Raw genomic sequence first — 24,004 nt, 5'->3', positions numbered from 1 at the left:
GCATCGGCAGCTCGACAAAACCGCCCTGTTTTCGAGCCCCGAGCGCAATTCCCGCGGATGGCCCTGACCGCCACCATCCGCCGGAGCGTCCCCGGCCGCCGCCCTGATCCGGGGACTTGCGGGAAATCGGGTTGGCGTGCGAGGTTCAGCCGCATGAAACCTCGCACGCCACCCGATTCTCCCCTGCTTTTCGACACGGTTCCGCTCGTGCCGGATTTTCGACTGGAGCTCAAAGCCCGCAAGGCCGGCCACTGGCCGGTCGCGGGTGCCGACGAGGCAGGCCGCGGGCCGCTGGCGGGACCCGTCGTGGCTGCCGCCGTCATCCTTGATCCCCGGCGCATCCCTGAGGGTCTGAACGATTCCAAGCAGCTTTCGGCGCAACGGCGCGAGGAACTGTTCGTGCAGATTCTGGCAACTGCGACCGTTTCCATCGCCTCCTCCAGTTCGACGCGTATCGACGAGACGGATATCCGCAAGGCAAGCCTCGACGCCATGCGCCGCGCCATCTGCAGCCTCGCCATTCCGGCAAGCTACGTGCTGACCGACGGCCTCGACGTGCCGCCCGGCCTCGATTGCCCCGGACAGGCCGTGGTCAAGGGTGATGCCCGCTCGGTCTCGATCGCCGCCGCTTCGATTGTCGCCAAGGTGACGCGTGACCGGATGATGGCGCGAGCGCATAAGGTATTTCCGGATTACGGCTTTGCCGCGCATGTGGGCTATGGCACGGCGCAGCACCGCGCCGGCATCGAGAGACACGGCCCCTGCTCGCTGCACCGGATGAGCTTCAGGCCGTTGCGCAAGGTCGAAGATGATCCTGAGACGGATGAACTGCTTTCCGAATAGATCGCCCACAGAAGACCTGGCAAATGAACAGTCCGCGGTATGCTCTGTGAAAGGGGCGCGAGGAACGGAGAGGTCGCGACATGTCCTCTTCTCCCCAGCGGGGAGAAGGTGCCGGCAGGCGGATGAGGGGGCCGCACGGCACAATCACGCTCCCACTTACCTATCCGCCGCGACGGCAACGCCATGTGTCCCAGCGCGCGCATCGGCATTGTAGGAAAGATCGGATTCGCGGCCCCCTCATCCGCCCTACGGGCACCTTCTCCCCGCTGGGGAGAAGAGGGAATCGAGACGTTGCGGCATGTCCCTTCGCCCTGTTTACAACGGTTCGAAGACGGCTCGAGAAACGTGATTCGACCCAGGCGAAGGTGGCGATGCCGGTTCAACGGTACCGCATTGTCCTCGGCCCCAAGCCGAGTAAAGACCAAGCCTTGCCAGCAAAAGAAGAGGCCGGGACATGCCCGGCCTTCCTCTCAATCTTTTCAAAGTTGCTTAGTTCAGCCGCGTCTTGACCTGGCCGACGGCGTTGCCGAAGAGCTCGGACTGAACCTTGACGTCGGCCCTTTTGGAAAGCACGGTTTCGGCGGCCGCGATTGCGAGATCGACGGCGGCGGAGCGCACCGCCTTCATCGCCTCGACCTCGGCCTGCTTGATCTTCTGCTCGGACAGCGCCGTGCGGTTGGCGACGAATTCTTCCGTCTTCTTCTTCGCTTCGGCAGTCAGCATTTCGGCTTCGCGTTCGGCGGCGGCAACGATGTGGGCCGCTTCGGCTTCCGCTTCCTTGCGCTTGCGTTGGTATTCGGCGAGCAGGTGCTGGGCTTCCTCGCGCAGACGCTTGGCTTCGGCCAGATCGTTGCGGATCTGGTCGGCGCGGTCGTCGAGCGACTTCGCCATCATGCCCGGAACCTTCAGGTAGACGACCAGCGCCAGAAAGAGGACGAGGCCGACAAAGGCGAAGAAAGTCGCATCAAGAAATTCCATCGATCAAGCCTCCTTCTTGGCGGCCGCAACGGCGGCGGCGACATCGGCCTTGGCGACGGTGCCGCCGATCAGCTGATCAATAACGGCAGCGGCCGTTTCCTCGGCAATGGTGCCGACATCGGCGAAGGCCTTGGCCTTGATCTCGCCGATACGAAGCTCGGCAGCCTTGATCTTTTCCGACAGGCTTGCCTCGACGGCGCGGCGATCCTCTTCGGCCTTGGCCTTGGCAGCGTCGCGTGCGGCAGTGCCGATCGCATTGGACTTGGCACGGGCAGCGGCCAGTTCACCTTCATAGGTCCGAACGGCAGCGTCGGCCTCCGCCTTCAGGCGACCTGCTTCTTCCACATCCTGGGAGAGGCGCGTGTGACGCTGATCGAGAATCGCCCCGATGCGCGGCGCGATGACCTTTTGCATGAGCAAATAGAAGACGCCGAACGTGATCACCAGCCAGAGCAGCTGGGACGCGTAGGTCGTCGAATCGAAAGGCGGGAAGGGGCCGCGGGCGTGTCCGCCTTCGGCAACACCAGTCTCGGTATGGACCTCGCCTGCGGCCGGAGCGGCATGCGCATCCGTACCCGTCGCTGCCGCCGGTGCTTCCTCAGCGTAAGCCGGGGTCACAAAAAACATGCTCACCTCCAGGTGGACTGCAAATGCAAAGGATCACGGCTTGCGATCGCAGGCCGTGATCCATCTATTCGCCGATATCAGACGGCGAAGAGGAGGAGGAGAGCGACGAGCAGCGAGAAGATGCCCAGAGCTTCCGTAACTGCGAAGCCGAATACCAGACGGCCGAACTGGCTGTCAGCGGCAGACGGATTGCGCAGAGCGCCGGAGAGGTAGCTGCCGAAAATATTGCCGAGGCCGAGAGCCGTACCGGCCATACCAAAGCAAGCCAGGCCTGCACCGATGTACTTTGCTGCTTCCGCTTCCATGTTGAACTCCTTTGAAATGGTTGTTGCGGCGAATGACTGACGCCCTTTGACGTCGATGTCGTTATCCTTAGTGCCCGCCCGGATGGATCGCGTCATTGAGGTACATGCAAGTCAGCACCGCAAAGACGTAAGCCTGGAGGAAGGCGACGAGGAACTCGAGACCGGTCAGGGCGACGGTCATGATGAGGGGAAGAACGGCGCCACCGACACCGACAGCACCGAGGGCTCCAAGCGAGGCGACGAAGCCTGCGAACACCTTCAGCGTGATGTGACCGGCGAGCATGTTGGCGAAAAGACGAACCGAGAGCGAAATCGGTCGCGACAGGAAGGAGATGATTTCGATCGTGACGACCAGCGGCAGCAGAATGCCCGGTACGCCCGAGGGCACAAAGACATTCAGAAACTTGAAGCCGTGCTTGTAGAAACCGTAGACGAGAACCGTGCCGATGACGAGGAGCGCCAGCGCGGCGGTAACGATGATCTGGCTCGTCACCGTGAAGAAATACGGGAACATGCCGAGCAGGTTCGCCGTCAGCACGAACATGAAGAGCGAAAAGACCAGGGGGAAAAACTGCAGTCCCTGCTTGCCCGCGCCTTCCGTCAGCATTTTGGCGATGAATTCATAGAAAATTTCCGCGATCGACTGTGAACGGCCCGGCACAATGGCGCGGTTCGAGGTCGCGAAATAAAGGAAACCTGCGGCGATGGCAGCCGAAGCGGCCATGAAGAGCGATGCATTGGTAAACGAAAAATCAATTCCGCCGATTTCGATCGGCACAATCTTCTGGATCAGGAACTGATGAGTCGGATCGCTAGACACCGCTTGTTCTCTCTCTCTTTGGCCCGCAGAACGCGGGGTCATTGCACTGGACCGGACCCGGTCCTTATTTCTTGTCGTCGTCCAGGGGATGGGCCACCACCCCCGCAGAACGCAGCACGTTCAGAACGCCGGCACAAAATCCGAGAAGCAGAAGAACAATCAAACCCCAAGGCGCCGTGCCAACAAAACGGTCGAGGACATAGCCAAGGACGGCACCGACGACGATTGCGGAAATGAACTCGCTGGAAAGCTTCATCGCCTGGGCATAACCTTTGCGGCTTACCTCGGCACGGGCTTCCCTGGCCTCGTCCTCTCCCGTCTCGACGCGTTTGGTCGCGAGTTTCGCTTCCAATTGCGCACGGCGCTTCTCAAGACTTTCCTCGCGGTCATCCGCCATGGATCTATCCTCGCATGCCCGTCGCCCGCACTCCCGCTACCCCGGTCATTCGGACCCCGGACGCGAAGGTTGAGACCCTTCCGGCCCGTTCTGAAGTCGCGCGCAACATAGTTTTAGGGATTAGCATAGTCAAGGCGTAGACAGCTTCTGTCCAGCGAGAAAATAATTCCATCAAATCAAAGAGATAAATCGACTCTGGGTCGATCGCGCAAATTCGACGGAAAGAATCCGCTTTTCCGGGCCGGAAATCGGCTTGCCCAAGCGATTTATCTCAGCTCCAGCCGCCGCCATAGGTGCGATAGAAGACATGAAGTCCGATGCGGCCGACCTTTTCCATGGTCTTTGCCCATTTCGGTCTGACATAGACGGCATGATAGTGCGTCGCCGAGCCCACCTGCGGCAGCCAGATCTTGCCTGATGTCACCGCCATCGCAACGTCGCGGGCGACTCGCCAGTGATCTTCCGAGTTCACCCTGTCCTTGATGCTGTCGCAGGCGAAGGAAAACTGGCAGCGGTTGCGCCAATCCTCGTTCTGATAGACGACGCCGCAGATGGTCTTGGGATAGGAGGGGTTGCGGACGCGGTTGAGGATAACCTGGGCGACGGCCGCCTGGCCCTTCACCGATTCTCCACGCGCTTCGAAATAGATACCGGAGGCAAGGCACTGCTGTTCGCGAGCGGAAAAGACGCTCGGCGCCAGCACGCTTGCGGCCCAGGCATGGTCGCGCGGGCCGATCTCCGGAACGAAGCGGCCGCTGTCCTGTTCGGCCAGGATCGAATCGAAGGGCGATTGGCGGGCATAATCAGGTGCTGCCGGTGCGTAGGCCGTGGCCAGCACATCGGCCTTGTTGCTGGTGACGAGGCTTGCGAGCATGGCCGGCACGCCGATATCGGTCACAACAGGCTGCGTCTTATAGAAAGATGTGGCGATCTCGATTTCCCTGCCCTGGATCTTCGGCTTGACGAAGGCCGAGCGGTCCTTGAGATCGAAGCTCGGGGTGAAGAGCATCTTGGTACGTTCGAGGATCGAGCCGGCGGAAAAATCCTTCGGCGGCTGCATCTGCTCGACGGCGACGACCCGGCCTTTCTTAGCGCTGCGTTTGACGCGATCCTCGTCCGGCGTATCCTCGCGGCCCCTATCCTTGGCAGCGCCCTTGTCCTTGGCGGTGAAGGCGACCTTGCGGCCATCGGGCAGCACCATGCCGGCACCGGCAGAGATCGAACCCGTCACGATCGGCTCGGCGAAGGCGAGTTCGGCCTGGTGGATGGAGCCGGCCGGCGAATTGGTCAGCACCATGCGCCAGTTCTCACCCTCATGATCGAGGCCGGCAAGCATGGCGGCGAGATCGGCATGGGATGCGACGCTCGGGAAAATCAGCCAGCCGGCGAGACCGAAGATTGCGGGCGACACCCAATTCTCGGGAATAAGACGCAGCTTGCTACGGGAAGGGCTCTTTCGACGCAACACGGACTCCGGCATGGAACGCGGGAACATTCCATTGAAAATCTCGCATTAACCTTGATGTCCGGTTAACAGCCCGTGCCGGAATGTGACCATGAGAATCTAATGTGGGGTAATTCGAGGGATGAGGTGTGTCGCAGCCTCGCGAAAGGCCCCTCCCCACAAGGGGGAGGGACTTAGCGCGGCACCGCCTCGCTTATTCTGAAACGTCGAAAAGCTGGCAGACGGCGCAACTGGTTAAGCCCTCCCCCTTGTGGGGAAGGGTTTGCGGCGGGGTCTTTGCCCCACGCAATCAAATAATAACGTGCGAGCCAAGTTCCACTACGCGGTTCGCCGGCAGGCGGAAGTAATCCGAGGGGTTGGCGGCGGCGTTGGCGAGCGCGATGTAGAGCCGGTCCTGCCAGTAGGGCATGCCCGACTTGGCGTCCGGCACCAGCTTGCGCCGGCCGAGATAGAAGGAGGTCGACATGATGTCGAATTTCAGTCCCGTCTTGCGCAGCGTCGCCAAGGCCTGCGAGACGTTCTGCGATTCCATGAAGCCGAACAGCAGCTCGACGCGGGAGAAACGCTCGGAAATCTGCTCGACCCTGTAGCGGTCGTGGCTCGGGACGCGCGGTTTGTTGACCGTGCGGATCGTCAGGATGACGTTGCGGTCGTGCAGCACGTGGTTGTGCTTGAGATTGTGCAGCAAGGCGGCGGGGGCGGATTCCGGATCGCTGGTCAGGAAGATCGCGGTGCCCGGAACCTGGGCCGGCGAATGTTCGCTCTTGCGCTCGATCGAGCTGACGAAGGAGGCGAGCGGGATATCGGTGTGGCGGGTCTTTTCCATCAGGATCGCCGTGCCGCGACGCCAGGTCCACATGACGACGGTAAAGGCCGTGGCGATCATGATCGGGATATAGCCGCCGTCGTGGATCTTCAAAAGGTTGGCGCCGAGGAAGATCATTTCGAGCACCACCAGCGGCGCGAGCGCGATCACCGCAACCGGAAGCGACCAGTTCCAGCGGGCGCGGACGAATTCGAAGGCCATGATCGAGGTGACGACCATGGCGCCGGTGACGGAGATACCGTAGGCGGTCGCCAGCGCGTCCGATGTTTTGAAACTCAGCACCAGGAAGATGACGCCGATGAACAGCACGGCGTTGACCGAAGGCACGAAGATCTGCCCGGTATTGGTTTCCGAGGTGAAGAGGATTTCCATGCGCGGCAGGAAGCCGAGGTTGATGCCCTGGCGCACCATCGAGAAGGCGCCGGTGATGACAGCCTGGCTGGCGATGATCGTCGCGGCAGTCGCCAGGATGACGACCGGCAGCAGCGCCCATTTCGGATACATCAGATAGAAGGGATCGGACATCGTCGCCGGATTGCCGAGAACCAGCGCCCCCTGCCCCAGATAGTTCAGCGTCAGCGACGGGAAAACCAGCAGGAACCAGGCCCACTGGATCGGACGACGGCCGAAATGGCCGAGATCGGCGTAGAGCGCCTCGGCGCCCGTCACCGTCAGGAAGACGGCGCCAAGTACGACGACGCCGTAGAAGCCCTCATGCAGCAGGAAGCTGACGGCATAATAGGGATTGAAGGCGGCAAGGATTCCGTAATCGTCCGAGATATGAGAAATGCCGGCGGCGGCCATGACGAGGAACCAGACGGCGGTGATCGGGCCGAAGAACCTTGCAACGGCACCGGTGCCGCGCGATTGCACGACGAAAAGCAGCGCCAGGATCACCACCGAGATCGGCACGATATATTCCGCGAGGCTGGGTGTGACGAGCTTCAGGCCCTCGACGGCCGACAGCACCGATAGAGCCGGCGTGATCATCGCATCGCCGAGAAAGAGGGCAGCACCCATCAGGCCAAGCAGCATCAGGATGGCGGTATGGCCGTTGGCGGTCTTCATCAGCAGGGCAAGCAGTGACAGCGTGCCGCCCTCGCCGTCGTTGTCGGCGCGCAGCAGGAAGAGCACATATTTGATGGTGACGATGATCGTCAGCGCCCAGATCATCAGCGAGATCAGGCTGATGACTTCAAAACGGGTGACGCCGTCATGGGCCACCGGCTTCAGCGCCTCGCGAAAGGCATAGAGCGGGCTGGTCCCGATATCGCCGTAGACGACACCGACGGAACCCAGCGCGAGATAGAACAGTTTTCGCGGCGTCATATGGCTTTCGTTCGGATGGCTCTCTTCGGACATGAAGTTGTAACAAGCTCCTTAGAGCCAGCCTTTCCAGCGGAAAAAGAAAAAGGGGATGACGGCTGAAATCACCATCAAGGCCAGCGAATAGGGATAACCCGCGGCCCAGGTCAACTCCGGCATGACCTGAAAGTTCATACCATAGATGGAGGCGACCAATGTCGGCGGCAAGAACACCACCGAGGCAATCGAGAAAATCTTGATGATCGAGTTCTGCTCGATGTTGATCAGCCCGAGCGAAGCATCGAGCAGGAAGGTGATGTTGCCTGCGACGAAGGAAGCATGCTCCGACAGCGACTGGACATCGCGCGAGACGGTGCGGCAGAGCTCCTTCGCCTCGCGGTCCTGCTGGATCGCCGGGATCGTGTGAAAGAACGTCAGCAGGCGAGTAAGCGACCCGAGACTGTCGCGCACCTTGCTGATCATCCGGTGATGGCCGGCAATATCGAGCAACTTCTCCTCGAGGTAGTTCGAGGGCTTGCGCACCTTCCTTGCCCGATCGCCGAAGACATGCGTCGAGAGGATGTCGATACGGGAGATGGAGATTTCGAGGATTTCGGCGGTGCGGTCGACGATCGTCTCCAAGAGCTTGGCGAGAAGGGCAGCGCCGCTGCGCCAGTTTTCCGGCAGCCGGTGGAGGGCAGCGATGAACAGCGCAAAGGATTTGGGATGGGCGTAGCGAATGGTGACCAGGCGATTTCCAGCCAGGATGAAGGCGACATCGGTCAGCGTCGGCACGTCGGTGTCAGCCTTCCAGAGCAGCGAAGCGGTCATGAAGACGGCGTCGTTTTCGACATAAAGACGGGCGGAAGGCTCGATATCCTTGAGATCGTCGCGAGTCGGGACCTCGATGCCGAGAACCTTCTCGACATAGAGTTCCTCGTCGCGGGTCGGCTCGATCATGTCGATCCATACGACATCCTCGGGAAAGGAGGCGGCATGCGACAGATCGCGGATCTCGACCGACTTGCAATTGGAACAGTAAGCGGTAATCACCGGTAGTCTCTCCGGCTGCATCCAACCTCAAAGGCCGGCATGCGCATTGTGCTCAACTGCATCGCAGTTCCCAATCCTTCGATCGACAAGACAACTCCGAACTTGCAGGCGGGCCGGACCCTTCGAAACGGGGACGGCCTCATTGAGCATCTGCAGCAAAACGCCATCATGGCGCCGCGGCATATGAAGCAAAGCCGTGAAATAATCAAGACATCTTCCGTGAAGCGCGGCTTTTCACCACGTTTCCCCCACAATTTGGGGTATCCGCTGCGGTGATTCGGCTCGCTAAAGCACCTCGCGTCGAACCCGATTCATGCGACGCGCGCCAGCTCTTTGTCTTATGCATGCCGTTATCCCGGAACCGCTTCACACTTCCGGGCGGCATGCATTTTGTCTTATGCATGCCGTTATCCCGGAACCGCTGCACACTTCCGGGCGGCATGCATTTTGTCTTATGCATGCCGTCATCCCGGAAACCGCTGCACACTTCCGGGCGGCATGCATTATTCGAAGACGATCGCCGGCGCCGGGCGCTGGGACTGGCCGGCGAGCTGCTCCCAGACCTTGGCGGCGATACCGCGATAGATGCCGGCGACGATGCCGTTCGGCTCGGAGGCGACGAGCGGCGTGCCGGCGTCAGAGGTTTCGCGGATGTTCATCGTCAGCGGCACTTCGCCGAGGAAGGGAACGCCGATGCGCTCGGCCTCCCTGCGGGCGCCGCCATGGCCGAAGATGTCGTAGCGGGTGCCGGTATCAGGGGCGATGAAGTAGCTCATATTCTCGACGATGCCGAGCACAGGCACCTCGACCTTGCGGAACATGTTGAGGCCCTTGCGGGCATCGATCAGAGCGAGATCCTGCGGTGTGGAGACGATGACCGCACCGGCAAGCGGCACCTGCTGGGCCATGGTCAGCTGCGCGTCGCCGGTGCCGGGCGGCATGTCGACGACGAGGACGTCGAGCTCGCCCCAGGCGACTTCGCGCAGCATCTGCAACAACGCCGACTGCACCATCGGCCCGCGCCAGATCATCGCCGTCTCCTCGTCGACAAGGAAGCCCATCGACATGACCTTGAGGCCATAATTCTCCATCGGATTGATGATGCGGCCGTCGATCTGCGTCGGGCGGCCCGATATCTTCAGCAGGCGCGGCATCGAGGGACCGTAGATGTCTGCATCGAGAATGCCGACGCGAAGACCGTTGGCGAGCAGGCCGAGTGCGAGATTGACGGCGGTGGTCGACTTGCCGACCCCACCCTTGCCCGAGGCGACCGCGATGATGGCGCCGATGCCGGGCACACCGATCTTGCCGGCGCGCGGCGGCTGTTGAGGGACGTGAGCCCCGTGATCGTGGCCGGCATGGCCGTGCGGCGGGTTCGGCGCAGGGCGGGCAGCCGGAGCGGCGGCGGCCGCCTTCTTGTCCGCCGTTAGTGTGACGAGGGCGCCCTTGACGCCCGGCATTTCCTTGATGACGCGCTCGGCGGCGAGCCGCATCGGCTCCAGCTCCTTGGCGCGATCGGCCGGGACGGTGATGGAGAAATAAACCTTGCCGTCGGAGATGAAGACGTCGGAGACCATGCCGAGCTCGACGATATCGTGCTCGAGATCCGGTCCACGCACGGTCTTCAGCGTTTCGAGAACCTGTTCCTTGGTGACGTCGGCCATTTCACCCTCAATGCTTCTTGCAGACTACAGCGTCGCGCGTCTCTCAAGACGCGCAAGGACGCTGTAGCACTTGAATTGCTGCATGACTCAGCCCAATCAATTCCGATTGGGCTAAGTCATGCAGTAGAAATAGTGGAGACCGAAGCCTTCGCCAAACAAAATCATCGGGAGGAAAATCCGGCGGGCCAAAAAGAACGCCGGGGAGAATTGGCAGTCCGTTGCGGCCATCAAGTCCGCCGGGCTTTCGCCCTGATGGCCGCAACGGTCTCCCCTAGAACCGGCGCAATCCGGGGCGAACTAGCGCAAGCCGAAAAAAAGACCAGCGAAAAGTGAACAAGGAAGATGAAATCGCCAACAGCTGCGAAAGAAGCGGTGCCAAAACGCAACAACCGCCGCCGACGCCGAAGGGCCGGGAGAAAAGCGGCATCGGCGTCGGGCAGCGGTGTGTCGGCCGCGCCATTTCCTGGCGCTGGTCTCAAAGTCCCCTCTGGACCTCTCGCCGAAGAGATGCAGAAAGCGTGCCAGATGAAAAATCAGGGAAAAGAGCGCAAAAGCGCTTGCGGCAGCCCCTCAGCGGGAAAGGTATGCCTACGCGCTGGGCGGCTCGGAAAGCAGTCGGTTGTTTTTGCAACTTATTTGATCAGGCCGATGCGCAGCGCCTTGGCGACGGCCTGGGTGCGGTTGACCGTGTCGAGCTTCTTGGTGGCGCGGTTGAGGTAGTGATTGACCGTGTGCTCGGAGAGGGTGAGGATTTCGGCGATTTCAGCACTGGTCTTGCCGGCTGCCGTCCAGTTGAGGCAATCGATCTCGCGGTCGGTCAGCGTGTCCGTCATGCGCGTATCGAGGTTGCGGATCTCCCCAAGCCTGTCGAAGACGTGGATGGCGATGTAGCACAGCTCGCGCATCTCGGCCGGATTGAAGGGCTCGCGGTCGCCGGCGAAAGAGACGGCGCCGCGCAGGCCGGAAGGATCATGCGTCGGGAAATAGGCGCAGCGCATCATCTTGAAACGTTCGAACAGCGAGGCAACGAGAATGGACTTGCCGTCGTCCCGCGACCAGTTCTGACGCGACATGTCGTAGAAAAAGGGTCGCGCGGATGTTCTGAGGCGCCTCAGAACCGGACTGTTCACCATCAGGCCTTCCTGGTCGTAGAGAGCCAGAAGCTCGGCCGGCCAGCTGGTAATGACGGTGCTGCCCTGAAGATCGAGGGAGGTGATCGGCGGCAGGTTGAGGACCATGAAGGCACGGCTGCGATAGGCTTCCGTCACCCGTTTCATGAAACGAAAAATATCGAACTGGGTCTTCAGGCCCGCAATTTCCTGAACATAATCGTCTTCTTCCGTGGATGTTTGCGACAAGGGTGCCATCACATTTCTTCATCTTCGGCACAGCGGCCGGCAAACCGTTTGCGAAACCTGCCCGCTAGGGGTGTTTCAATTGCATGGGGAACGACGATCGCTTGTGGAATCGGCTTCAGCGTTGAGCGTTCAGCCGATGACTGGTTGTAGATTTCGCGGACCGTTCTAGTTGTGGTGATTCGTCGGCAAATCTCAATATCGCGCTCATCATAAGCATGCTCTGCTCGCGTCCGGCAGCGGGCCGATTGTGATTTTTCCCTCAGCGGCGCGGACCGAGACGAACGCGCATGCCTTCCATGATCCTCCCAGCCGCCAGTCGAACCGGAACGGCCCACTGGTGCAGAAGTTCCATCGACAACCGATAGGCCGGGCCGGTAATCGAAATGCCACCCATAAAGGTCCGATCCTCCGACCAGACGGGTGCGGCAACGCAGCGGATGCCGGCCTCATGCTCCTCACGGTCGAAGGCATAGCCCTGATCGGCAATCTCGCGGATTTCCGCAAGCAGCGTTTCGGCTGAGACATGGGTCGAGGCGGTAAAGCTGGTGAAGCTCAAGCCGGCGACGAGATTGGCAAGGCCTTCGGCCGGCAGCAGCGACAAGGCGGCCTTGCCGACGCCGGTGCAATAACAGGGCGAGGCATTGCCGATCTGCGAATACATGCGCACAGGCTGACGGCCTTCGACCTTATCGAGATAGATGATCGACTGTCCGCGGAGAACGCCGAGATGCACCGTCTCGCCGGTCGCCCGCTGCAGATCGGCGAGGTGCGGCTCGGCGATCAAGCGGAAATCGTTGCGCGCCCAGCTGCGCGCGGCGAAATCGAGCAGGCGCAGGCCTGGCGCATAGCGGCCGTCACCATCGAGCTCGATCAGCCCTTCCTCCACCAGGTGGCTCAGCTGGCGATGCAGCGTGCCGCGCGGCTGGCCGGCGAGAGCCAGGATATCGGTGAAACGCAACGGGGCGTCGGCATGGGTGACGAGATCGAGCAGAACCATCAGTTTGCCGAGCGTGCCGGTCTCGCGTGCCTGTGCTGCGCCGTCGCCGTTCGAATTCATCGCGTCACTCACCCTTGACAGAAAGGGCACTGTAATTCGATAATTCCATATAGTCAAATTAAGTTCCAAATAATGGAACAACGATAAGGTCGGGAGGCGACGGTGACCATGATGCCAGCAGCACAATTTCCCGAGTTCAAAAACCGAACCGTGCTGGTGACCGGCGGCGGATCAGGCATCGGTGCTGCGATCGTCGAAGGTTTCGCGCGCCAAGGCGCCAAGGTCTCATTCATCGATATCGCCGAGGCCGCCGGCCGCGAGCTCGCCGAAAGGCTGTCGCGGGAGACCACGCATCCGGTCTCCTTTCACCATGCCGACCTGCGCGACATCGAGGCGATCCGGCGCACGGTCGATACCGTCATTACCAGGTCAGGGCCGATCCGCGTGCTGGTCAACAATGCCGCCTGGGACGACCGCCATGAATTTGACGCGGTCACCGAGGCCTATTGGGACAATAACCAGGCGGTCAACCTCAAGCATGTGTTCTTCACCTCGCAGGCAGTCGTGCCGTCGATGCGGACGGCCGGCGGCGGGGCGATCATCAATATGTCGTCAATCGCCTTCAAGCTGAACATGGGTGGTTTTCCCGCCTATGCGGCCGCCAAGGCAGCGGTCGTCGGACTGACGAAGAGCCTGGCGGGCAGGCTCGGGCCGGAGAATATCCGGGTCAATTGCATCCTGCCCGGCATGGTGGTCACCGAGCGGCAGATGCAGCACTGGCTCACCGAGGAGAGCATTGCGCGCTCGATTGAGGATCAGTGCCTGAAAGTCGCGCTCAAACCCGATGCGATCGTCGGTCCCTGCCTGTTTCTTGCATCCGACTGTGCGGCTGGAATGACCGCCCAGTCCCTGATTGTCGATGGAGGCGTTCTGTAATGGCAAATCCCGCTTATGTCGCGGTGGACTGGGGCACCAGCAGCTTTCGGCTCTGGCTGATCGACAGAGACGGCACCGTCCTTGCCCAACGTCGCAGCGGCGAAGGCATGACGAGCGCGGCAAAGACCGGCTTTTCCGCGGTGCTTGCCAGCCATCTCACCGCCATCGAGGCGCCGGAAAACCTGCCGGTGATCGTCTGCGGCATGGCCGGCGCCAGGCAGGGCTGGGTTGAGGCCGGTTATATCGACGTGCCGGCGCCGCTCGTCTCGATCCTGACCGGGGCGGTCTCCGTGCCAGGCGAAAGCCGCGACATCCGCATCCTGCCGGGCCTTGCCCAGCGGGACATGGCGAGGCCCGACGTCATGCGCGGTGAGGAAACCCAGCTTCTCGGCGCGCTCGGCCGCGCAAGCTCGGGGGCGCAGGCGGTCTGTATGCCCGGCACGCATTCGAAATGGGTGCATGTGACGGACGCCAAGGTCACCGGCTTTTCGACCTTCATGACCGGCGAGCTTTTCGACGTCGTCAGCAAACACACGATCCTTTCGCACGCCGTTGCCGGCGCGGGAGAGCGGCAGGCGGATGCGGCAGCCTTCGAGGCGGCGGTCTCGGCCGCTTTTACGCGCCCGGCCCTTGCCTCCAACCTGCTGTTCACCGCCCGCTCGGGCCAGCTCCTTCACGGCATATCAGCCGCTGCCGCGCAAGCCCGGCTTTCCGGCACGCTGATCGGCCTCGAGATCGCCGGGGCGCTGCAGGATGCGGCAAACGGCACCGACATCACCCTCGTCGCCTCCGGGCGGCTGCAGGCACTTTACGAACAGGCCTTCAGAACCCTCTCCCTTGCCTTCACCGCCATCGACGCCGACGCCGCCGTGCGCCGCGGGCTTTCGGCTGCCGCCGAATCCATCTGGCCGAATTGAGAAAGCTGACACGATGAACCGCATCCCCTTCCCCGATATGAAGCGCCCGCTGATCGCCATCCTTCGCGGCATCCGGCCTGACGAGACCGAAAGCGTCGTCGGTGCTCTGATCGAAAATGGCCTGACGGCGATCGAGATTCCGCTCAACTCGCCGGAACCGTTCAAGTCCATCGAGATCGCCGCAAAGATGGCGCCGGCCGAGGTGCTGATCGGCGCCGGCACGGTGTTGACCGTCGAGGCGGTCGACAGCCTGCATGCGGCCGGCGGCAAGCTGCTCGTCACCCCGAATGTCGAGCCTGAGGTGATCATCCGGGCGCGCGAATATGGCATGGTGACGATGCCGGGTGTCTTTACGCCGACCGAGGCGCTGGCGGCAGCGCGCGCCGGGGCCACCGGTCTCAAATTCTTTCCGGCAAGCGTGCTCGGCCCTTCCGGCATCACGGCGATCCGGGCAATCCTGCCGGCTGAGCTGATGATTGCCGCCGTCGGCGGTGTGTCGGACAAGAATTTCGGCGATTATACCAAGGCCGGCATCTTCTCCTTCGGCCTCGGCACCAGCATCTACAAGCCAGGAATGACCGCATCAGAGGTTGCCGAGCGCGCCAAGGCGACCATTTACGCCTATGATGCAGCCATTGGGAGCGTGAACGTATGACCGATATTTATGAGTTCGAGGGCAAAACACTTTGCAATACCAATTCCGTTCTCGGTGAAGGCCCGACCTATGATCCGGACAGCAATACCGTCTGGTGGTTCAACATCCTCGGCAAGGAACTGCACGAGCTCAATCTTTCGACGGGCGCGAAAAAGGTGCATCCGCTGCCTGTGATGGCGAGCGTGCTTGCACGCATCGACGCAGCGCGGCAGCTGATCGCGACGGAAGAAGGGCTTTTCGTGCGCGACGTGGCAAGCGACAACCTCACCTTCTACGCCGCGCTCGAAAACGACAGGCCGGAAAACCGTTCGAACGACGGCCGCACGCATCCTTCCGGCGCGCTCTGGATCGGCACGATGAGCAAGCGGGCGGAAAACCAGGCCGGCGCCATCTATCATGTCGCCAGCGGCAAGGTGACGAAGATTTTCAACGGCATCAGCATCCCGAATTCGATCTGCTTCTCGCCTGACGGCACGATCGGCTATTACACGGATTCCCGCATCAACCGGCTGATGCGAGTCATGGTCGATCCGCTGACCGGCCTGCCCTCGGGCGAGCCTATCGTGCTGGTCGACAGCATGAACGAGCCCGGCGACATCGACGGCTCGGTGGTCGATGCCGACGGTTATATCTGGAATGCGCGCTGGGGTGCGGGTGTCGTCGACCGCTACAATCCCGATGGCCTTCGTATTTCGCGCTACAAGGTCCCCGCCGTCCAGCCTTCCTGCCCTGCCTTTATCGGCGTCAATGCCGACCGGCTTGCGGTAACGACCGCCTGGGAAGGGCTCGACGAGGATGCCCGTTCGGCCCAGCCCAGTGCCGGCGCGCTTCTGGAGCTCGGCATCGAGGTCAAGGGCGTGTTTGATCCCGTCTATGTGCTCTGAACACGGGGGGCCGAGGCCATCTGAGGCGCTCCCCGACCGGGGCGCCTTTTCTGGGTTTGGCGGCAGCTCCTCGATAAATGTTCCGTGAGAATCGAGAAATTTTCCGTGTTTTCAACCGGAACCAATCGGCCCACCACTCATTTTCCTTTCGAACCGGCGCTGCAATCAAACAGGCGTTGCCGGTCAGCGATTACTCCAGGGAAATGAAAGTAGGTTCGAAATGACACGCAAACTCTTGACGACCGTTGCCGCTGGCGCACTGTTTGCCACGGCTTTCGCACCGGCGGCATTTTCGCAGGCGGCGCCGCAGCCAGCGAATCCCGCCGCTCCAACCCAGGCAGCTCCGGCCAACCCGGCAGCACCTAAGCCGATGACGCCCGATGTCACCAAGCCCGCAGGCGATGCCGCACAGGCTCCGGCCGCAGCACCGACCGCAGACACAGCTCAGGTCGGCTATCTGACGGAGCAGGCTCCGGATCAGATCAGTGCCAACACCTATATCGGCCAGTCGGTCTATAACGCCAAGAATGAAAGCATCGGCAGCGTCAACGACCTGATCATGAAGAAGGACGGCGGCATTGTTGCTGCGATCGTTGGCGTCGGCGGCTTCCTCGGTATCGGCGAAAAGGATGTCGCCGTTCCGATGGAAAAGATCACCGTCGCGCAGAACACTCAGGACGGCAGCGTCAAGCTGACGACCAGCGAAACGGCTGAATCGCTGAAGGCCGCACCGGAGTTCAAGACGCTGGCAATGCAGTCGGCCGAAAGGGCTCCGGCTCCGGCTGCGAACGGTACCGATACCACGGCGACCGGCTCGACCACGCCTAAATAATCCGTGCGCGGTAGTATAGCGTAGGCGATGGCGCTCCTAGAACTGGATGATTTTAGGCCAGATCGGCCTAAAAGCATCATGCTCTAGGGGCGCCATCGTTTTATGGGGCGCCATCGTTTTATGCGCTGACACGCTCCATCATAGTCGGATCGTAGTAGTTCTCGTGTAGGAAGCGCAGCGTGGCGATACCATCGGCCGGACGGCCGAAGTGATAGCCCTGGCCCATGCCACAGCCGAGCATACGCAACTTCACTGCCTCCGCATAATCCTCGATGCCTTCCGCCACGACCTCCAGCTCCAAACCCTCGCACATGGTGAGGATCGCCTTGATGATGTGTTCGGAGGCGCGATCGGAATTGATGCGCGAGACGAAGGCACGGTCGATCTTGATCTTGTCGAAGATAAAGTCGCGCAGGCGTCCGAGGCTCGACTGGCCGGTGCCGAAATCGTCGAGCGAGATGCGCACACCGGCGGCGCGCAGATCGGCGATGATCCGATGAGCGGTATCGGCCGAACTCATCACGGCGGTCTCAGTGATCTCCAGCTCCAGCCGATGCGGATCGAAGCCGACGCGGCCGAGGATCGACAGGACGCTGCTGCTCGTTCCCGGATCCATCAGCTGGGCCGAGGATAGATTGAACGACAGAAAGAGTTCGCGCGGCCAGGACAGTGCTGCTTCGGCGGCTTTACGCAGCAACGCCTCCGACAGCGCATCGATGAAGCCGCGCTCTTCGGCGAGCGGCACGAAGACGCCGGGCGGCACGAAGCCGAGATCGGGGTCGTTCCAGCGGGCGAGCGCCTCAAAGCCGACGACCTGATTGTTGGACAACGAGACGATCGGCTGGAAATGCACGTCGATCGCATCCGAGATGATGGCGTTTCTGAGCGCCTGCTCCAGTTGCGTCGCGCGTTTCATTTCCTGCGCTATCTCGCGCGAATAGACGGTGATCTGGCCGCGACCGCGGCGCTTGGAGCGGTAGAGGGCGGTTTCGGCACTCTTCAGCAGTTCCTCGCAATCCTCTCCGGCGAACGGATAGATAGAGAAGCCGAGGGAAGCGGAGAGACGGACGTTGCGGTCACCGAGGTCATAGGGGGCTGATAGCACCTCGCGGATCATCTGGCCGAACTTCTCGGCACTCGCCCGCTCGAAGATCAATGGCAGCACGAAGGCGAATTCGTCACCATCGTGGCGGGTGACAAGCGCGCCGTCCGGAATACAGGCCCTGAGACGATGAGCGACCTGGCAGAGGATTTCATCGCCGGCTGTCGAGCCGAACAGGTCGTTGATCGGCTTGAAGCTGTCGAGGTTGACGATGCCGATGGTGAAGGGGGCCGGATCGCTGGCGCGCTCGGAAGAGATCTGCAAGACCTTGTCCCGCATGCGATTGCGGTTTCCCAATCCGGTCAGCGGATCGGTGTAGGCCATCGCCTGAAGCTCATTCTGACCCACGGTCAAGAAAGCTATTTCCGCCGATTTTATCATGCAAACCCGAGCTTTCCCCCGCAGCTATGCAAAAGAATGACCGGCATGTCTTAACAATTCGATAGGAAATCAGCGATCTCTGCCGCCTGGAACACCCAAAATCTAGGAGTTGACGGGTATCTCTGTTAGAGCGGTTCAGCTTCTCATGGAAGGGCCGAACCGCTCTAACATTTGTTTTACGCAATTCCGGACGGAAAACCGCTTCACACTTTTCCTGAAATTGCTCTAAAGCGCGTCGCGATCTTTCAGATTCGCTCCTCGCGCTTTAGGTCTTTGTTTTTACGCATGTCGTTAGCGCAAAACCGCTGCACACTTTTGCGCGACATGCTTTAGTTTCGCGCCCGCAAAGCCTCGGCCATCAGGTACTTCTGAAATACCAGTTCGAGCATGTCCGGGCTGACGGGTTTCATGATGACGTCGTCCATGCCTGATTTGACGCATTCGGCGCGGTCGCGCTCGAAGGCCTGGGTGAGCACGCCGATGATCGGGGTGCGGGTTCCGCCGCCGGTTTCCTCCATCTGCCGGATGAGGCGGGCGGCCTCGAAACCGTTGAAACCCGGCAGGGAAATATCCATCAGTACGATCTGCGGCCGGTGCTCGGCCCAGAGGCGCACGGCCTCGTCACCGGTCGCCGCAAGCATATGGCGGTAGCCGAGGCCTTCGAGGATCTGCGAGAAGACGATCTGGTTGATATCGTTGTCTTCGGCGACAAGAATCTGCAGGCCGACCACATCGTCGGACGTGCTGATTTCCCAATCCGCATCCGAACCGGCGGCGCTGCGGCTGTTGCGGTTGAAATGGCGGGCGATCTGGAATGTGAGCTCGTTGGCGATCTGGAAGCCGTCCATGACGAGCGCCGGGATGCCGTATTGCTCGGCAAGCTCGAGGCAGCGCATGCCCATCTGGTTGTCGATGATCAAAAGATCGAGCGAGATGCCGGAGGAGGTGGCGATTTCCAGGAACCGCTCCTCTTCGTCCTCGCCGCGGACCGAGCAGGATTCGAAGCCGTATTTCGTCAGTGTCCGCAGCGCGGCGGTTTCGGCTGCGAGGTCGGCGGTGACGACGAGGACCTTGCGGCCGGAGAAATTCTCCGGAACAATCGCTTCCATCGCCGCTGGTTCGCGCCGCCCGACACTCGTTGGTACCGGCACATAGGCCCGGCGATAGCTTTGATTGCTGGAGGCGGTGATCGCGGACGCTTGGCCGAACTCGTCGAGATCGGCGCCGTCGCGCGGCAGGTCCTGCGTGGTCGACACCAGGAAATAGCGGCCGGGCTTGCCGATGCGGTGTTTGCGGCTGACGATGTCGCGCTCGACACCGTCGCGGGAGATCTGACGCTGGCGGGAGACGGACATCTCGCCGGTCTCCAGCACGTGGCGATCACTCTCCTCGAAGCGCTCGGCGATCTCCTCTGAAAACAGATCACCGCTCTTACGGCCGAGCACCTCGTCGGCGCTCGTCTGATATTTCTCGCAGAAGGCGAGATTCACCGCGACATAGGTGAGGTTGCGATCCTTGACGAAAAGCGGAAACGGCAGATTGTCGAGAATGTCCTCGGTGAGCTGCACGCGCTCCAGATCGGAGCGCCATTGCTCTTCGCGCTTCTTGTTCTCGGAAATGTCGGAGATGATGGTGACGCCGTAGCCGCCCGGCAGCCTGCGCTTGACGAAGCGGACCCAGCTGTCGGTGCCATGGCGCTCGACGGCGTCGAAACGCTCGCGCCAATGCGAGGCGATTTTCTCCGACAGCCAGTCTTCGCGGCTGAGCGAGCCACCTCGCCTGACATCATACTGCTGGCGAATGCCGGTGTCGTACATTGCGCCGAGGAAATCGCGAAGCCGCGTGCCCGGCTTCAGCATTTCGGCGGGCAGCGGAAAGAATTCGAGGGTCTGGCGGCTTGCGAAGATGAGATGATCGTTCTTGTCGTAGATGATGAAAGCTGCGGAAAGGCTGTCGCACACGACATCGAAAAGCGCCGTCTGCAGATCGGCCTCGGCGGGAGCCCCATCGATTCCTGATGATGTGTCCGCCTTTTCGAAGCCGGCACTCATTCTATTCCGTCCCACATCTGTTCGATTTCGCAGCTTCCGGAGGCATATAAATAGAAATGCCATTTTTATGTTAAAACCGGCTTAACATTACCTACCCCCACATTTGGGGAAGCCCCCGGATCACGGTTCGGGAAAGCGCTTGGAAAGCCCTTCCCTCCGGCCCGCGAATCTCCGAAAATAGCCCATGGCCATCAGACAGCTCTCCGAAACGCTCATCAACCAGATCGCCGCCGGCGAAGTCATCGAACGGCCGGCGAGCGCTGCCAAGGAACTGATCGAAAACGCGCTCGACGCGGGGGCGACGCGCATCGAGATCGCCACATCAGGCGGCGGCAAGGCGCTGCTGCGCGTCAGCGACAATGGCTCGGGCATGGACGCGGCCGATCTGGAACTGGCGGTCAGGCGCCACTGCACTTCGAAGATCTCCGAGACGCTCGAGGATATCCGCACGCTCGGCTTCCGCGGCGAGGCGCTGCCCTCGATCGGCTCGGTTGCAAGGCTCAGCATCGCAAGCCGCAGGCGCGACAGCGCTGGCGGCCACGAGATCGCCGTTGCCGGCGGCAAGATCGCGCATATCAGGCCGGCTGCCGCCAATCCCGGGACGATCGTCGAAGTGCGCGACCTGTTTTTTGCCACACCCGCCCGCCTCAAATTCCTGAAGACGGAGAAAGCCGAGGCTGGCGCCATCACCGAGATCGTCAAGCGCATGGCGATCGCCTTTCCGGCCGTGCGCTTCGTGCTGTCGGGCTCGGACCGCACGACGCTGGAATTCCCGGCGACCGGCGATGATCATCTGGCGCGCATGGCGCAGGTACTCGGCAAGGAATTCCGCGACAACGCCATTGCGCTCGACGCCGTGCGCGAAGAGATCTCGCTCACCGGCTTTGCCGGCGTGCCGACCTTCAATCGCGGCAACTCCGCCCATCAATACGCCTTCGTCAACGGCCGGCCGGTGCAGGACAAGCTGATCCTCTCGGCGATCCGCGGCGCCTATGCCGAGACGATCCCATCCGGACGCCATCCGGTGGCGGTGCTATCGATCACGCTTGATCCCGCTCTGGTCGACGTCAACGTGCATCCGGCGAAATCCGACGTGCGGTTTCGCGACCCTGGCCTGGTGCGCGGCCTGATCGTCGGCGCCATCCGCGAGGCCTTGGCGCGCGACGGCAGCCGGGCGGCGACGACCGGGGCGAGCGACATGCTGCGTTCCTTCCGCCCCGGCTTCCAGCCGAATAGCCAGCGGCCGCAAACGCCATGGTCGGCCGAAACGTCGCCCTCCCGGCCCTATCAGCCGACAACGGGTTTCGGCGAGCGGCCCCAGGCGTCCTTCGACGGACTTTCGATGCCGACGGCGCGAGCCGAGCCGCAATTTTCGCCGCAGCCGGCAGCGACCGAACCAAATGCACGGTATCCGCTCGGCGCGGCACGGGCGCAGATCCACGCAAACTACATCGTCGCCCAGACCGAGGACGGGCTCGTCATCGTCGATCAACATGCCGCGCATGAGCGGCTGGTCTTCGAAGCGATGCGCAAGGCGCTGCATTCGAAGCGGCTGGCCTCGCAGGTGCTGCTCATCCCCGAGATCATCGACATTCCGGAAGAGGATTGCGACCGGCTGATGCAGCATGCGGCCGAGCTTTCCGAACTCGGCCTGGCGATCGAGCGTTTCGGCCCAGGCGCGATCGCCGTGCGCGAGACGCCTGCCATGCTCGGCGAGGTCGATGCGCATGGCCTGATCCGCCAGCTCGCCGACGAGATTGCCGAATGGGACACGGCGTCCGGTCTGTCGGCCAAGCTCGAATATGTGGCAGCGACCATGGCCTGCCACGGGTCGGTGCGCTCCGGACGGCGATTGCGGCCCGAGGAAATGAACGCGCTACTGCGGGAGATGGAAGTGACGCCCGGCTCCGGCCAGTGCAATCACGGCCGGCCGACCTATATCGAATTGAAGCTCAGCGATATCGAACGGCTTTTCGGCAGAAGCTAAAAAAGCTGGAAAAGCAGCCCTTGCGGGAGTATGGCAGACGGATGACAGACTGCAGGGAACGGAGCGCATGAATTTGTTCGAAGGACACGGAAACCGCGAGGCGAAGATCCGGTATCTCGATGGCGATTTCCAGATTCTCTCGCCCGGCTCCTATGTCGTCTGCGCGATGACGGGAAAACAGATTCCGCTCGACGAATTACGCTATTGGAGCGTCGCCCGGCAGGAGCCCTATGCCGACGTGATCTCGGCAATCGATGCCGACAAACGCGCCGGTGTGCTGCCGAACCAGCGGCGCTAGAGCCTTTCCGGGTTAGATTGAAGCATTCTGCCGGAGCAGGTTTTCGTCAGGGCAGAGGCGATTGGCGAAGGGCATACCTTTTGGTACGTCCGAGCCGATCGCCTCTGATCCTGGCGGAAAGATGCCCGGCCCTTCGGGTTGGCTGAAACGGGCCGGCTGATCGACCGGCCTGCTCCAGGGAGAATATCCGCTCCGGTTACCCGGCGACTTCAAATATCATAGGCTCATCCACGACAACGCCCGTATCGGCTGGCCACGTGGCTCCGGGCCGCAAGGCTCGACGATATCATTCCCGACAGCGGGGAGCTTTGACCCCCCGCCTACGCGATCGACATGGGGCAACGGTTCACTTGAACTTCGCCATATTCTCAGGCGTCACGAGCGCAGCGCCGGAATCGATCAAAGACTCAACCTTCTCTCCGCGAATCGATTTTACCAGCGCATCCACACCGAGTTCGGCCATCTTGGTGGGGAACTGCGCCACCGACGCATCCTCGACTCCACTCTTCAGCGCTTCCTCTTCGCCGCAGCAGAAGTCGAAACCGACCAGCACAATCTTGTCATTGGCAGTGCCAGCGTTCTTGATTGCGCGCGCCGCGCCAGCAGCGGGCGGGCCGCAAGCGGCATAAATGGCCTTGAGATCCGGGTTTTTCGTGAGCAGATCCTCGGCGACACTGATCCCTAACTCCTCGGTGCAGTTTGTTGCGCCTTTCCCGACGATCTTGACGTCAAGGCCGTTTAGCCCCTCAAGCATACCGTTCACGCGGTCATCAAGCGCCGGCACACCGGGCACGCCCTCGAGAATCCCGAGCGTGTCGCCGGCTTTAAGAACAGTTTTGAGATATTCGCCGGCGATTTTGCCCGCAGCGAAATTATTGGTCGTGGCAAGCGCCGTCCTGCCTTTCCAATCCGGAATGTTGTTATCCATCAGCACGACCTTGACGCCGGCCGCCACCGCCTTGTCCAGCGCAGTCGACACGGTAGGGTCGACGGGCGTGAGGGCAATCCCCTGCACGCCTCGTGTCACCATGGATTCGATCTGTGCAATCTGGCCCTCGATGTCGGTTGCTGATGTGCCCTGCCCGTAGATGATCTCGACGCCGGGATTTCTCTTCGCATAATCTTTGGCGGCGTTCTCCATTGTTGCGAAGAATGGTACAGGGAATTTGGTTATAAAGCCGAGCTTGACCGGCTCCTGCGCCAAGGCCGGCACTGCAGCGACGGCCAGAAGCGCAAGAGCTCCCAGCAGGGATTGCGGTTTCATGATAGACCTCCCATGTTTCGACCGCCCTCCTCTAGAGCGATCTCGTTGTCCGCTGCCCC

The 24,004-nt window shown here is 61.5% G+C and carries 23 protein-coding genes; 9 read left to right on the top strand and 14 right to left on the bottom strand.

What is annotated here, in order from left to right:
- Nucleotides 1-153: 153 nt before the first annotated feature.
- Complete coding sequence (locus N2600_RS02960) at nucleotides 154-843, top strand: ribonuclease HII (RefSeq protein WP_260297915.1); 690 nt, start codon at nucleotides 154-156, stop codon at nucleotides 841-843.
- A 489-nt stretch (nucleotides 844-1,332) separates the two neighbouring features.
- Here N2600_RS02960 and N2600_RS02955 read toward each other — a convergent pair whose 3' ends face one another.
- The 8 genes from N2600_RS02955 to N2600_RS02920 form a co-directional block, all read right to left on the bottom strand.
- Entirely contained in the window at nucleotides 1,333-1,821 is a 489-nt protein-coding gene (locus N2600_RS02955) for a F0F1 ATP synthase subunit B (protein WP_222385774.1), read from the bottom strand.
- A 3-nt stretch (nucleotides 1,822-1,824) separates the two neighbouring features.
- Nucleotides 1,825-2,448, bottom strand: a complete 624-nt coding sequence (locus N2600_RS02950; RefSeq protein ID WP_260110214.1) for a F0F1 ATP synthase subunit B — start codon at nucleotides 2,446-2,448, stop codon at nucleotides 1,825-1,827.
- Nucleotides 2,449-2,525: 77 nt separating this feature from the next.
- Nucleotides 2,526-2,753 carry a F0F1 ATP synthase subunit C gene (locus N2600_RS02945; protein WP_003545854.1) on the bottom strand — a complete coding sequence of 76 codons (228 nt, stop codon included), beginning with the start codon at nucleotides 2,751-2,753 and terminating at the stop codon, nucleotides 2,526-2,528.
- A gap of 67 nt (nucleotides 2,754-2,820) precedes the next feature.
- A complete protein-coding gene (locus tag N2600_RS02940; protein ID WP_260297914.1) occupies nucleotides 2,821-3,573 on the bottom strand; it encodes a F0F1 ATP synthase subunit A in 753 nt (250 codons plus the stop codon).
- Nucleotides 3,574-3,637: 64 nt separating this feature from the next.
- Nucleotides 3,638-3,970 carry an AtpZ/AtpI family protein gene (locus N2600_RS02935; protein WP_018483239.1) on the bottom strand — a complete coding sequence of 111 codons (333 nt, stop codon included), beginning with the start codon at nucleotides 3,968-3,970 and terminating at the stop codon, nucleotides 3,638-3,640.
- Between the two features lie 271 nt (nucleotides 3,971-4,241).
- The gene (locus N2600_RS02930) at nucleotides 4,242-5,435 is read right to left on the bottom strand and encodes a cell wall hydrolase (protein ID WP_260297913.1); all 1,194 of its coding nucleotides are present in this window, start codon (nucleotides 5,433-5,435) and stop codon (nucleotides 4,242-4,244) included.
- Between the two features lie 289 nt (nucleotides 5,436-5,724).
- On the bottom strand, nucleotides 5,725-7,623 hold the full coding sequence (locus N2600_RS02925) for a potassium transporter Kup (RefSeq protein WP_260110211.1): 1,899 nt from the start codon (nucleotides 7,621-7,623) through the stop codon (nucleotides 5,725-5,727).
- Between the two features lie 18 nt (nucleotides 7,624-7,641).
- Nucleotides 7,642-8,619: a magnesium transporter CorA family protein gene (locus N2600_RS02920; protein ID WP_311319301.1), complete on the bottom strand. Its 978-nt coding sequence runs from the start codon at nucleotides 8,617-8,619 to the stop codon at nucleotides 7,642-7,644.
- A gap of 39 nt (nucleotides 8,620-8,658) precedes the next feature.
- On the opposite strand from N2600_RS02920, the gene N2600_RS02915 reads away from it, so the two are divergent.
- On the top strand, nucleotides 8,659-8,895 hold the full coding sequence (locus N2600_RS02915; RefSeq protein ID WP_017963016.1) for a hypothetical protein: 237 nt from the start codon (nucleotides 8,659-8,661) through the stop codon (nucleotides 8,893-8,895).
- A gap of 227 nt (nucleotides 8,896-9,122) precedes the next feature.
- On the opposite strand, the gene N2600_RS02910 is transcribed toward N2600_RS02915, so the two are convergent.
- From N2600_RS02910 to N2600_RS02900, 3 genes are all read right to left on the bottom strand, one after another.
- On the bottom strand, nucleotides 9,123-10,283 hold the full coding sequence (locus tag N2600_RS02910) for an Mrp/NBP35 family ATP-binding protein (protein WP_162118898.1): 1,161 nt from the start codon (nucleotides 10,281-10,283) through the stop codon (nucleotides 9,123-9,125).
- Between the two features lie 632 nt (nucleotides 10,284-10,915).
- On the bottom strand, nucleotides 10,916-11,650 hold the full coding sequence (locus tag N2600_RS02905; protein ID WP_162118897.1) for a LuxR family transcriptional regulator: 735 nt from the start codon (nucleotides 11,648-11,650) through the stop codon (nucleotides 10,916-10,918).
- Nucleotides 11,651-11,900: 250 nt separating this feature from the next.
- Entirely contained in the window at nucleotides 11,901-12,698 is a 798-nt protein-coding gene (locus tag N2600_RS02900; RefSeq protein WP_260297911.1) for an IclR family transcriptional regulator, read from the bottom strand.
- Between the two features lie 108 nt (nucleotides 12,699-12,806).
- Here N2600_RS02900 and N2600_RS02895 point away from each other — a divergent pair, with 108 nt between their 5' ends.
- The 5 genes from N2600_RS02895 (at nucleotide 12,807) to N2600_RS02875 (ending at nucleotide 16,862) form a co-directional block, all read left to right on the top strand.
- A complete protein-coding gene (locus N2600_RS02895) occupies nucleotides 12,807-13,574 on the top strand; it encodes an SDR family NAD(P)-dependent oxidoreductase (protein ID WP_170262454.1) in 768 nt (255 codons plus the stop codon).
- Nucleotides 13,574-14,491: a 2-dehydro-3-deoxygalactonokinase gene (locus N2600_RS02890; protein ID WP_260297910.1), complete on the top strand. Its 918-nt coding sequence runs from the start codon at nucleotides 13,574-13,576 to the stop codon at nucleotides 14,489-14,491. The genes N2600_RS02895 and N2600_RS02890 overlap by 1 nt, the downstream gene beginning before the upstream one ends.
- 13 nt (nucleotides 14,492-14,504) lie before the next feature.
- Complete coding sequence (locus tag N2600_RS02885; protein ID WP_162118894.1) at nucleotides 14,505-15,146, top strand: 2-dehydro-3-deoxy-6-phosphogalactonate aldolase; 642 nt, start codon at nucleotides 14,505-14,507, stop codon at nucleotides 15,144-15,146.
- Complete coding sequence (locus N2600_RS02880) at nucleotides 15,143-16,030, top strand: SMP-30/gluconolactonase/LRE family protein (protein ID WP_260297909.1); 888 nt, start codon at nucleotides 15,143-15,145, stop codon at nucleotides 16,028-16,030. Before N2600_RS02885 ends, N2600_RS02880 begins: the two co-directional genes overlap by 4 nt.
- A gap of 220 nt (nucleotides 16,031-16,250) precedes the next feature.
- Entirely contained in the window at nucleotides 16,251-16,862 is a 612-nt protein-coding gene (locus N2600_RS02875) for a PRC-barrel domain-containing protein (RefSeq protein WP_017963007.1), read from the top strand.
- Nucleotides 16,863-16,980: 118 nt separating this feature from the next.
- Here N2600_RS02875 and N2600_RS02870 read toward each other — a convergent pair whose 3' ends face one another.
- Both N2600_RS02870 and N2600_RS02865 read right to left on the bottom strand, forming a co-directional pair.
- On the bottom strand, nucleotides 16,981-18,345 hold the full coding sequence (locus N2600_RS02870; RefSeq protein ID WP_017963006.1) for a putative bifunctional diguanylate cyclase/phosphodiesterase: 1,365 nt from the start codon (nucleotides 18,343-18,345) through the stop codon (nucleotides 16,981-16,983).
- Nucleotides 18,346-18,674: 329 nt separating this feature from the next.
- Complete coding sequence (locus N2600_RS02865; RefSeq protein ID WP_260297908.1) at nucleotides 18,675-20,396, bottom strand: response regulator; 1,722 nt, start codon at nucleotides 20,394-20,396, stop codon at nucleotides 18,675-18,677.
- 184 nt (nucleotides 20,397-20,580) lie between these two features.
- Here N2600_RS02865 and mutL point away from each other — a divergent pair, with 184 nt between their 5' ends.
- Nucleotides 20,581-22,383: a DNA mismatch repair endonuclease MutL gene (gene mutL / locus N2600_RS02860; protein WP_017963004.1), complete on the top strand. Its 1,803-nt coding sequence runs from the start codon at nucleotides 20,581-20,583 to the stop codon at nucleotides 22,381-22,383.
- 67 nt (nucleotides 22,384-22,450) lie between these two features.
- Nucleotides 22,451-22,681, top strand: a complete 231-nt coding sequence (locus tag N2600_RS02855) for a DUF2093 domain-containing protein (protein ID WP_003545832.1) — start codon at nucleotides 22,451-22,453, stop codon at nucleotides 22,679-22,681.
- 346 nt (nucleotides 22,682-23,027) lie between these two features.
- Here N2600_RS02855 and N2600_RS02850 read toward each other — a convergent pair whose 3' ends face one another.
- A complete protein-coding gene (locus N2600_RS02850; RefSeq protein ID WP_017963003.1) occupies nucleotides 23,028-23,945 on the bottom strand; it encodes a sugar ABC transporter substrate-binding protein in 918 nt (305 codons plus the stop codon).
- Nucleotides 23,946-24,004: the final 59 nt, after the last annotated feature.

It is taken from the genome of Rhizobium sp. WSM1274, from assembly GCF_025200775.1.
Classification (GTDB): Bacteria; Pseudomonadota; Alphaproteobacteria; order Rhizobiales; family Rhizobiaceae; genus Rhizobium; species Rhizobium leguminosarum_I.
This window is presented reverse-complemented; position numbering and strand designations above follow the sequence as displayed.